Source organism: Methylocystis sp. JR02, assembly GCF_030063565.1.
GTDB lineage: Bacteria > Pseudomonadota > Alphaproteobacteria > Rhizobiales > Beijerinckiaceae > Methylocystis > Methylocystis iwaonis.
Genome location: NZ_JASIRC010000001.1, coordinates 3,830,549 through 3,840,000, shown reverse-complemented (window position 1 = coordinate 3,840,000; position 9,452 = coordinate 3,830,549). Strand labels below are relative to the sequence as shown.

11 protein-coding genes (1 of these 11 cut by a window edge) are annotated in these 9,452 nt (G+C 64.0%); 1 reads left to right on the top strand and 10 read right to left on the bottom strand.

Going from position 1 to position 9,452, the window contains the following annotated elements; all coding sequences use genetic code 11:
- The 4 genes from dapE to dapD all read right to left on the bottom strand — a co-directional run.
- Positions 1–506: the beginning of a succinyl-diaminopimelate desuccinylase gene (dapE, locus tag QNA11_RS18190; protein WP_283484097.1), read on the bottom strand. 652 nt of this gene lie to the left of the window's left edge; the window shows 506 of its 1,158 coding nt (coding positions 1–506); the start codon lies at positions 504–506; its stop codon lies beyond the left edge, outside the window.
- 268 nt (positions 507–774) lie between these two features.
- Positions 775–999 (bottom strand): DUF1902 domain-containing protein, encoded by a 225-nt coding sequence (locus QNA11_RS18185; RefSeq protein ID WP_283484096.1) that lies wholly within the window; start codon positions 997–999, stop codon positions 775–777.
- A gap of 32 nt (positions 1,000–1,031) precedes the next feature.
- The gene (locus QNA11_RS18180) at positions 1,032–1,520 is read right to left on the bottom strand and encodes a DUF805 domain-containing protein (RefSeq protein ID WP_283484095.1); all 489 of its coding nucleotides are present in this window, start codon (positions 1,518–1,520) and stop codon (positions 1,032–1,034) included.
- Positions 1,520–2,377, bottom strand: coding sequence for a 2,3,4,5-tetrahydropyridine-2,6-dicarboxylate N-succinyltransferase (gene dapD / locus QNA11_RS18175; RefSeq protein ID WP_283484239.1), 858 nt, complete (start codon positions 2,375–2,377; stop codon positions 1,520–1,522). Before dapD ends, QNA11_RS18180 begins: the two co-directional genes overlap by 1 nt.
- Positions 2,378–2,547: 170 nt before the next feature.
- Between dapD and QNA11_RS18170 the strand changes: the two genes are divergently transcribed.
- A complete protein-coding gene (locus QNA11_RS18170; protein WP_283484094.1) occupies positions 2,548–3,051 on the top strand; it encodes a DinB family protein in 504 nt (167 codons plus the stop codon).
- Between the two features lie 304 nt (positions 3,052–3,355).
- Here QNA11_RS18170 and QNA11_RS18165 read toward each other — a convergent pair whose 3' ends face one another.
- From QNA11_RS18165 to rnpA, 6 genes are all read right to left on the bottom strand, one after another.
- The gene (locus tag QNA11_RS18165; protein WP_283484093.1) at positions 3,356–4,453 is read right to left on the bottom strand and encodes a metallophosphoesterase; all 1,098 of its coding nucleotides are present in this window, start codon (positions 4,451–4,453) and stop codon (positions 3,356–3,358) included.
- Between the two features lie 103 nt (positions 4,454–4,556).
- The gene (locus QNA11_RS18160; RefSeq protein WP_283484092.1) at positions 4,557–5,264 is read right to left on the bottom strand and encodes a pyrimidine 5'-nucleotidase; all 708 of its coding nucleotides are present in this window, start codon (positions 5,262–5,264) and stop codon (positions 4,557–4,559) included.
- A 158-nt stretch (positions 5,265–5,422) separates the two neighbouring features.
- Positions 5,423–6,292 carry an acetylglutamate kinase gene (gene argB, locus QNA11_RS18155; RefSeq protein ID WP_202074204.1) on the bottom strand — a complete coding sequence of 290 codons (870 nt, stop codon included), beginning with the start codon at positions 6,290–6,292 and terminating at the stop codon, positions 5,423–5,425.
- Positions 6,293–6,432: 140 nt separating this feature from the next.
- Complete coding sequence (yihA, locus tag QNA11_RS18150; protein ID WP_283484091.1) at positions 6,433–7,080, bottom strand: ribosome biogenesis GTP-binding protein YihA/YsxC; 648 nt, start codon at positions 7,078–7,080, stop codon at positions 6,433–6,435.
- Positions 7,081–7,221: 141 nt separating this feature from the next.
- Positions 7,222–8,994 carry a membrane protein insertase YidC gene (gene yidC, locus QNA11_RS18145; RefSeq protein ID WP_283484090.1) on the bottom strand — a complete coding sequence of 591 codons (1,773 nt, stop codon included), beginning with the start codon at positions 8,992–8,994 and terminating at the stop codon, positions 7,222–7,224.
- Positions 8,991–9,431, bottom strand: a complete 441-nt coding sequence (gene rnpA / locus QNA11_RS18140) for a ribonuclease P protein component (RefSeq protein ID WP_281928812.1) — start codon at positions 9,429–9,431, stop codon at positions 8,991–8,993. Before rnpA ends, yidC begins: the two co-directional genes overlap by 4 nt.
- Positions 9,432–9,452 lie beyond the last annotated feature (21 nt).

Genomic DNA, 9,452 nt, shown 5'->3' with positions numbered 1-9,452 from the left:
TCGCCGACGATGGCGTGGTCGAATTTCTCGCCGCGCGCCCGCGCCCAGTCGAGCATCTTCACCGTGCCGTTGATCGAAGGGCCTTCCTCGTCGCCGGTGATGAGGAAGGAGATCGTCCCCTTGGGGGCGCCATGGCGGGCGACATAGGAGAGCGCCGCGGCCATGAAGGCGCCGATCGCGCCCTTCATATCGCTCGCGCCGCGGCCGACGATCCGGCCATCGACGATCTCGCCCGCGAACGGGTCCGAGCTCCAACGCGCGACATCGCCGGCTGGGACGACGTCGGTATGGCCGGCGAAGACGAGATGCGGGGCGCCCGCGCCAATTTTGGCGAAGAGATTATCGACATCCGGTGTGCCGGGCTCGGTGAAAAGCAGCCGATGCGTCTCGAAACCAGCGGCTTTCAATTCGCGCTCTACCACATCGAGCGCGCCGGCGTCGGCGGGCGTGACCGAAGCGCAGCGAATGAGATCGCGGGAGAGGGAAACGGCGCGAGAGAGGGACATGTCAGAAAGCTTTCGGCGGATGTTTCAGGGCCTCGCGCGCGGAGCGGCGGGACTTGGTCGAACGCGGCAATGATAGCATTTCTGCTCGAACGACTCGCTTGGGGGCGTCATAGCGTTTCCGTTTGGATAGCGCGCATTGGCGTTTGTCATTCCCGACGGGCCGAAGGCCCGATCGGGAATCCAGAGCCACAAAAGCGCTATTTTTGCTCTGGATTCCCGATCACTCGCTGCGCGAGCGTCGGGAATGACAGCGTCGTTCGGCGCGCCATCAGCCGCTGAGAGCGAGGCGCGTCTCCGCCCGAAAGGTCAGCGTAAGGCCGCCGGAAAAGCCCTCATTCAGGTCGAGCAGCGCCGGCAATACCGCCCGCACGTCGTCGATCATGGACTGCCAGGTTTCCGCCTCGACGACGAGGCCTGGCGCGTCGTCGCTTGTCGCGATCCAGACGCGCGCCTCGTCGTCCCATTCGGCGTCGATTTGCACAGGTTTCGGCATGGACGAAAAGGTCGGCCTCTCCCTGCCGGTTGTCAAGAAAGCTCAGGCGAATGCGCTTCCCTGAACCCCAGCTCATACACGGACCAGGCGATCACCCCGACCAGCACGGCGTCCACGCCCCAGACCCAATAGATCGGCATCACCTCGGCCACGCGCGGCTGCAGCCAGCGGGTCGCGCCGTCGATCAGCGCGACGAGCGGCGCGAGGCCCGCGAGCGCGACCGGCGCAGGCTGGCCGAGGTCGCGGAAGCGCTTGGCGGAGAGATTCACATAGCAGACCGCGACGAGCAGGATCGCAAAGGCGTAGACGAGGACAAAGCTGTAAGCCACAGCCGTCATCGGCACGAAGAAGGGGTCCTTGGCGAGATCGTGCTCCGTATAGGGCGAGAGCGCGAGCCAGATGAGGAAGAAAGGCGCAATCACCGCCGCCAGCGCGCCCGCGCCCTTGAGCCAGGTCGCGCGGTCGATGCGCCCCTGCTCGGTGCGGTAGAGGAAGCGGATGCGCTCGGCGTCGATGGCCATCAGTCCCTCAACAGCTCGTTGATGCCGGTCTTGGAACGGGTCTGGGCGTCGACGGTCTTCACGATGACCGCGCAATAAAGCGACGGGCCGGGCTCGCCATTGGGGAGCGGCTTGCCGGGCAGGCTTCCCGAGACGACGACCGAATAAGGCGGCACATAACCCGTGTAGACCTTGCCGGTGGCGCGATCGATGATCTTGGTCGAGGCGCCGATGAAGACGCCCATCGACAGAACCGAGCCCTTGCCGACGACGACGCCCTCGACGACCTCCGAGCGCGCGCCGATGAAGCAGTCATCCTCGATGATCGTCGGATTGGCCTGCAGCGGCTCCAGCACGCCGCCGATTCCCACGCCGCCGGAGAGATGCACATTCTTGCCGATCTGCGCGCAGGAGCCGACCGTCACCCAGGTGTCGACCATGGTCCCGGCGTCGACATAGGCGCCGAGATTCACGAAAGACGGCATGAGGATCGCCCCCGGCGCCACATAGGCCGAATGGCGCACGATCGCGCCCGGCACGGAGCGGAAACCGGCCGCGCTATGCTCGCCCGCGCCCCAGCCGACGAACTTCGAAGGCACCTTGTCCCACCAGGTAGCGCCGCCGGGCCCGCCCGCGATCACCGCCATATCGTTGAGACGGAAGGAGAGCAGCACGGCCTTCTTGAGCCATTGATTGACCTGCCAGGAGTCCGGCCCCTCCTTGCCCTCGATCTTCTCCGCGACGCGCAGCTTGCCGGCGTCGAGCAGGCGCAGCGCGCTGTCGACGGCGCGGCGAATATCGCCCTGGGTCTCGGCGTTGATATTGGCGCGATCCTCGAAGGCGGCGGTGATGAGGGTTTCTAATCCGGTGTGCGGCATGAAGGTCCCATGGGTGGAGAAAGCTGGGCCGGTTTGTAGGCGCATGGCGGGGGGAGTCAACTCTGAGCGCCAGCCGCACAGCCGCGCCTTGCTCTTGACCCGCGGCGGCGGCGGGCCTTGGAAAGAGGCGGCGGCGAAAACGCAATTTTTGAATCACAAAAGGCAAGCCGATGATCGACCCCTCCTTCGCGCGAACCATGGCGCGCTACAATCAATGGCAGAACCAAAACCTCTATGCCGCCGCTGACGGCTTATCTGACGAAGAGCGGCGCAAGGACCGGGGCGCGTTCTTCAAATCCATCCATGCGACGCTCAATCATTTGCTGTGGGCGGACTATATGTGGCTCAGCCGCATCGCCGGCGGCCCGCAGCCGGAGTGCAGCCTGGACGACTCGAGCGCGTTTCGCGCCGAATGGGAGGTCATGAAGGCCGACCGCGTGCAAACCGACTTACGGCTGATCGACTGGGCGAATCGCCTCGACGCTGCGGCGCTCGAAGGAGAGTTCACCTGGTATTCGGGCCTGCTTCAAAGCACGATCGCGAAGCCCAAGCATCTCATCGTGGTCCATATCTTCAATCACCAGACCCACCATCGCGGGCAGGTTCACGCTATGCTCACCGCCGCGGGCGCGCGCCCGCATGGCACCGATCTGGCGATGATGCAGTTTCCCTAGATTAATTCGCTGACGTTGACGCCCTCGGGCTAACGGAGTCACGCACCTTGGGAGCCGTCATGGCCGGGCTTGTCCCGGCCACCCACGCCCAGGTGCACAGCCCAACGAGACGCGTTATTCCTCTCGCTGACGCTAACCTTTCGGCGATTACCCAGCATCCGCTGCGGTTGCGCGGCGTGGATGGCCGGGACAAGCCCGGCCATGACGAGGGCGGCGACACGAAGATGTGTAAGCGCCCTTCTTGAGGACGAGGCCGCCTCGGAAATAAACCCGATAAGCGCGAACCTATGGGGTTTCTTCAACCTTACTGGCAGCTCGTCAGCGGGTCCTTGCAGAAGGGCACATTCTGCCATCTGAAGAGATTGGCCGAGCGCGGATCGATGGTCAGCTTCAGCCACTCGGCCGGCGCGACCGTCGAGCCCTGCACGGTGATGCGGGTCAGATTCGGCACGGGAATGGTCTTGTGAATCTGGCCCATGGCGCTCGACGGATCGGCGAGCGGCTTGTCGACCGTGAAGATATGCGAGTCGCCGTTGAGCAGCAGCACCGGCTTGCCGAAGGCGACGCTGAGACGCGCCAGCTCATTCACGAAGCCCGTATAGCCGTCGAGGCCGTCGCCGCCGGGCGCCGCCGCGAAGCGGTCCCACATATCGGCCTGAATGCCGATCACGACGCCCTTCATCCGATAGCGCATGGCGAATTGGAAAGCCGTGTTGAGCCAGCGAATCGCCGCGGCCGTGCGGTCGGCGATTTCCTGCTGATGCGCGGGGCCTTCGAAACCATTCGTCCAGGCGTTCTTGTCGTTGTTCGAACCCGGCATATTCAGGGTGACGAACATCACCCGCGCGTCCGACCACAGCACGTTCTCGACATATTGTGCGTCCTTGGGGAAGTTCGGGTCGAATTTCTCAGCCTGGGTGTAGACGGTCTTGTCGGTGAGCCCGAGCGTGTGGCCGGGACGTGAGAAAAACAGGGTGCGGATCGAGGCGATTTCATTGAGCGGCGCGCTCGTGGCCTCCTTGGTGCGATGGCAGTCGGTCCACTCATTGTCGCCCGGCGTATAGACGACCGGCGATTTGAACTGCTGGAAGAACGAGAAAATCTTCTGATTATAGCCCGGGTCGGACGTCGGAACCGGCGGCAGGATGCCGGCGCTGGTGCAGGGCATGCTGCCTGAATGAATATCGCCGAGATGCATGACGAGGCTGACGTCCCCGTCCTTATTGACCGAGTCGATCAGCAGCTTCGCATTGTCGATCAGCAGCTTGTTGTACGGCCAGTCGCCGAAGACGGCGATCGTCTTGCGGGCGGAATCTTCATGCTCGTCGCGCTCTTCGGCGAGCGCGGGCGCCTGCGCGGCGCATAGAGCCGCAAGCAGGGCGGCGGAAAAGAATTTTTTCATTGCGGGCTCTCCATCCATCGGCCCGTACGATCGACGCAGCCGGCGGCTGGAGGCCTAAGTAATGGCCAAGACAGAGCAATGTCGCCTGAATGACGGTTAAGTGTCAGCGACCGAGCGTTTCGAGAAAACCCACGAGGTCGTCGGTGACGAAATCGACATGAGGCTCGTCGCCGCGCGCGACCTCCCATGCCTCGCGCTCGACCGCCTCTCCTGCGGCCGGCAGAACGAGCACCGTCGTCATCCCGCGCCTGTGCGGCACGAGGAGATTGCGCGGAATGTCTTCAAAGAGCACAGAGCGTGCGGGGTCGACCTTCAGCCGTTCGAAGAAGCGCTCATAGGCGGCCTCCTCCGGCTTGGCGATGAAATCTGCGGCGATAATGTCGAAAATATCTTCGAAGAGATGGTCGATCCCAAGCTGCTTGGCCGTTGCGATCGCATGATGGCGCGAGCCGTTCGTGAGAATCAGCTTGCGGCCCGGCAAAGCCGCGATCGATTCGGCCAGCGAATGATTATGCTCGAGCGACGAGCGGTCGATGTCGTGGACGAATTCGAGATAGGCTTCGGCCTCGACTTCGTGCTCGATCATCAAGCCGCGCAGCGTCGTCCCGTAGCGCAGATAATAATGTTTTTGCAGGGCGCGCAGCGAAATGGCGTCGAGGCCGAACAGGCGCATCATGAACAGGGTGATGCGCGCGTCGATCTTGGGCCAGAGGTCGGCCGTCTGCGGATAGAGGGTGTTGTCGAGATCGAACACCCAAGTGTCGATGTGGGAGAAGCGATCGTTCAGGCCAGCGCCTAGAGGGTTGCTCATCGTCCGTCAGCCACGACAACCGTCATGGCCGGGCTTGTCCCGGCCATCCACGCGGCAAATGCGTTGGCCCTCGCTCATCGCCGTCCGGCGTGGATGCCCGGCACAAGGCCGGGCATGACGGGGAACTGCACGCGAAGCGTCCTGCGTTCCACGTTTCCTCACCGCGTGATCAGCGTGCCGGCGCCGTGGTCGGTCAGCAATTCGATCAACACCGCATGCGGCAGCTTGCCGTCGAGAATAACCACGCCCTCGACCCCGCGCTCGATCGCATACATGCAGGTCTCGACCTTCGGGATCATGCCCCCGGTGATGGTGCCCTCGGCGATGAGGCCCGGAATATCGGCGACCTTCAGCTCGCGGATGAGCTCCTTGTTCTTATCCAGCACGCCGGGAACGTCGGTCAGGAACAGCAGGCGCTTGGCGCCGAGCGCGCCCGCGATGGCGCCCGCAAAGGTATCGGCGTTGACGTTGAAGCTCGCGCCGCCCGGCCCCTGCGCGACCGGCGCCAGCACGGGGATCAGCTCGCGGCCGAGCACCTGGTCGAGAACCGTGGTGTCGACCTTGTCGGGCTCGCCGACATAGCCGAGATCGACGCCGTCCGAGCGTTCGAGCTTCTTGGCCGTCAGCATGCGACCGTCCTTGCCGGTCAGGCCGATGGCGCGGCCGCCTTCGGAATTGATGTAGCCGACGATCTGCTTATTGATGGAGCCCGCGAGCACCATCTCGACGATGCCCATGGTCTCGCCGTCGGTGATGCGCAGGCCGTCGGCGAATCGCGATTCGACGCCGAGCCGCTTGAGCATGGAGCCGATTTGCGGCCCGCCGCCATGCACGACGACCGGATTCACGCCGGACTGCTCGAGCAGCACCATGTCGCGCGAGAAATTACGCGCGACCTCATCGTCGCCCATGGCGTGGCCGCCGTATTTCACGACGACGATGGCCTCGTCGTAGCGCAGCATATGCGGCAGCGCCTGCATGAGGATGCGGGCCTGTTCGAGCGCGCTTTCAGTGGTCGAGACGGTCATGGGAGAACTTCCTGGATCATTGGCGCTGGACCCATCCCTCCCCGGCGATCGAGAATGCCGGATGAAGCCCCGTATCTGCTTCCTCTCCCGCAACGCTGGGGAGGGGGCGCTGCCGAACTAGCCCGTTCGATCCTTCATATTCAAGCCCCCCGCTCAGCCAGAAGCTGGGCGACGGCGCCGCGGAGCGCCGGAATCCCCTCCCCTGTCTGCGAAGAGGTGAAAATGATCTCCGGATAGGCGGCCGGGCGCTTCGACAGCGCCTCGGTGGTCGCGGCGACGACGGCGCCGCGCTCCGAGATTTTCAGCTCGTCGTGCTTGGTGAGAACGACCTGATAGGAGACGGCCGATTGGTCGAGGAGATCGAACATCTCCGCGTCCACGGGCTTGACGCCGCGCCGCCCGTCGACGAGCACGAAGACGCGCGCGAGCGAGGCGCGGCCTCGTAGATAATTGCGCATCAGTGCGCCCCAGCTCGCGACTTTTTCCTTGCTGACGGCCGCATAGCCGTAGCCCGGCATGTCGACGAGGCGCAGCCGCTCGGCGCCGGGCTCGCCGCCGAGCGCAAAGAAATTGAGCTGCTGCGTGCGGCCGGGCGTATGCGAGACGCGGGCGAGCGTCTTGCGATTGGTCAGCGCATTGAGGAGCGAGGATTTACCGACATTGGAGCGGCCGGCAAAGGCGATTTCGGGGGGGCCGAGCGGCGGCAGGTCGCCCGCCTTGGCGCTGGCGAAGATGAAATCGCAAGGGCCGGCGAAGAGAAGGCGGCCGTCTTCGAGGAAATCAGTCATGGCGGTCGCCCAGCGTTCGCTGTCATCTGACTCGCGTGGATGGCCGGGACAAGCCCGGCCATGACGGGCTCCCAGCGGACCGCGAGCCTTCAGGCTCGCTTCAATGCGCGCCTGAAGGCGCGCGGTCCACCCGGACGCCGCTTAAGCCAGCCCGAAGGTCTTGCGCAGATTGTCCCACAGCTCGAACTTCACGCCGGCGCGCTTCATGATCACGCCCTGCTGAGTGATCGAGAGCAGATTGTTCCACGACCAATAGATGACCAGGCCAGAGGCGAAGCCGCCCATGGTGAAGGTGAACATCACCGGCATCCAGGCGAACATGGTCTTCTGGATTTCGTCGGTCGGCTCCGGGTTCATCTTCATCTGCAGCCACATGGTCACGCCCATGACCAGCGGCCAGACGCCGAGCGCCAGATAGGGCCCGAAGAAGGCGACATGGGTCGGATCGAAGGGCAGCAGGCCGAAGAGGTTGAAGATGTTGGTCGGGTCCGGGGCCGAGAGGTCCTTGATCCAGCCGAAGAAGGGCGCGTGACGCATTTCGATGGTCACGACGAGCACCTTATAGAGCGAGAAGAACACCGGGATCTGCAGCAGCACGGGCAGGCAGCCGCTCGCCGGATTGACCTTCTCGCGCTTGTAGAGCTCCATCTGCGCCATGTTGAAGGCTTGCTTGTCGTCGCCGAACTTCTCTTTCAGCTCTTTGATCTTGGGCTGAATTTCCTTCATCTTGGCGATCGACTGATAGCTCTTGTTGGCGAGCGGCAGGAAGGCGAGCTTGACGATAACCGTCACCGCCAGGATCGCGACGCCGAAATTGCCGAAGAGCTTGTAGAGGAAGTCGATCAGGCGGAACATCGGCCGCGTGATGAAATAGAACCAGCCCCAGTCGATCAGCAGGTCGAAGCGCTTCAGGCCCGGATTGGCCTTATAGGCGTCGAGCGTGTCGATTTCCTTGGCCCCGGCGAAGACATAGGTCGTCGTCTCGGCGCTGGCGCCGGGCTCGATCGTCTTGGGCTCGCTGACCGTATCGGCCTGATAGGTCTTGGTGGCGCCGCCCATGGCCATATAGCGGGCCTCGAAGGCGATGTCCTGGGCAGGGGCGACGACCGCGCCCCAATATTTGTCGGTGAAGCCGACCCAGCCGCCGACGCCTTTGAAGGTCTTGGTGTAATTGGGCTCTTTCTCGATCTTGTCGTAGGTGAGCTCCTCCGCCTGATCGCCGATGACCCCGACATAGCCTTCATGCAAAGCGGCGTAGCCGGCGGACGGCGGGCGGCCGACGCGGATCACGCGCGAGAAGGTGTAGAGCGGCGCCGGCTTGGCGGATTTGTTCTCGACGCTGTCCTTGATCGTGAACAGATATTCGTCGTCGACCGAAATGACGCGCTTGAAGACGAGGCCCTGGCCATTGTCCCAGGAGAGCGTCACCGGCTTGCCGGAGGTGAGCTTGTCCGAATCCGCCGTCCAGAGCGTCTCGGTCGTCGGCAGCGCCGGCGCGTTTTCGGTTTCGCCGGTCAGATAGCCGAGCTCGGCGTAATAGGCGCCCGGGGCGTTTTCCGGCGAGAGCAGCGTGATGATCGGGCTCGTCGGATCGACGGTCTGACGATAATTCTTGAGAGACACGTCGTCGACGCGGCCGCCCTTGAGGGCGATCGAGCCGGAGATGGTGCGCGTGTCGACGGCGATGCGCGGGCTCTCGGCGAGCGCCTCTTCGCGGGTGCGGGCGATCTTGACCGGCGCGGCGGCGCTCTTGTCGGGCGCGCCGAGCTTGGGGATTTTGGCCATGCGCTGCTGCTCGACCTGCGCCTGACGCTGCCGCTCCATCTCTGGAAAGGCGTAGAAATAGTCCCACAGGCCGATGAAGATCATCGAGAGCGCCGCGGCCATGAGCATGTTTTTGGTGTTTTCCGTCATGACGCGGCAGGCCTGTCTTTCTGTTTTGGCCGGGCCTTCGCGGCGCTGCGCTCATCGAGCCGCGCGAAGCCTTTGGCCATCTCACTGACGATTTCGACGAATGGCGCGTCTAGCGCCCCTCGCCGGGCGACGAACACGTAATCGCGGCCGGGCCGCGCGCCAAGGTCTCCGCTTATCCGGAGAGCCTCCTTGAGACGGCGGCGGATTCGATTGCGCCCAACAGCTCCCGCCACCTTCTTGGTGACAGTGAAGCCGAAACGCGCCTCCGCTGGAGAGACCGTCTCCTCCGGCCCGCCCTGCCCCGCCATTTGAAGCGTGAACAAGCGCGCCGAAAAGCGCGCGCCGGTCTTCGACGCACGCACAAAATCCTGGCGCCGGCGCAGACGCGCCCGCTTTTTCTCGGGCTTTTGCGATTCGACGGGGGCGTCGGTCGTCATTTCAGCCGTCCGCCTGTTCCG

Bases quoted from the DNA above. Each gene is read 5' to 3' on its own strand.
- QNA11_RS18165 (WP_283484093.1), bottom strand. From the start codon at position 4,453: ATGAAAAAATTCTTTTCCGCCGCCCTGCTTGCGGCTCTATGCGCCGCG.
- rnpA (WP_281928812.1), bottom strand. From the start codon at position 9,431: ATGACGACCGACGCCCCCGTCGAATCGCAAAAGCCCGAGAAAAAGCGG.
- dapD (WP_283484239.1), bottom strand. From the start codon at position 2,377: ATGCCGCACACCGGATTAGAAACCCTCATCACCGCCGCCTTCGAGGAT.
- QNA11_RS18160 (WP_283484092.1), bottom strand. From the start codon at position 5,264: ATGAGCAACCCTCTAGGCGCTGGCCTGAACGATCGCTTCTCCCACATC.
- yidC (WP_283484090.1), bottom strand. From the start codon at position 8,994: ATGACGGAAAACACCAAAAACATGCTCATGGCCGCGGCGCTCTCGATG.
- QNA11_RS18170 (WP_283484094.1), top strand. From the start codon at position 2,548: ATGATCGACCCCTCCTTCGCGCGAACCATGGCGCGCTACAATCAATGG.
- yihA (WP_283484091.1), bottom strand. From the start codon at position 7,080: ATGACTGATTTCCTCGAAGACGGCCGCCTTCTCTTCGCCGGCCCTTGC.
- argB (WP_202074204.1), bottom strand. From the start codon at position 6,292: ATGACCGTCTCGACCACTGAAAGCGCGCTCGAACAGGCCCGCATCCTC.
- QNA11_RS18185 (WP_283484096.1), bottom strand. From the start codon at position 999: ATGCCGAAACCTGTGCAAATCGACGCCGAATGGGACGACGAGGCGCGC.
- QNA11_RS18180 (WP_283484095.1), bottom strand. From the start codon at position 1,520: ATGGCCATCGACGCCGAGCGCATCCGCTTCCTCTACCGCACCGAGCAG.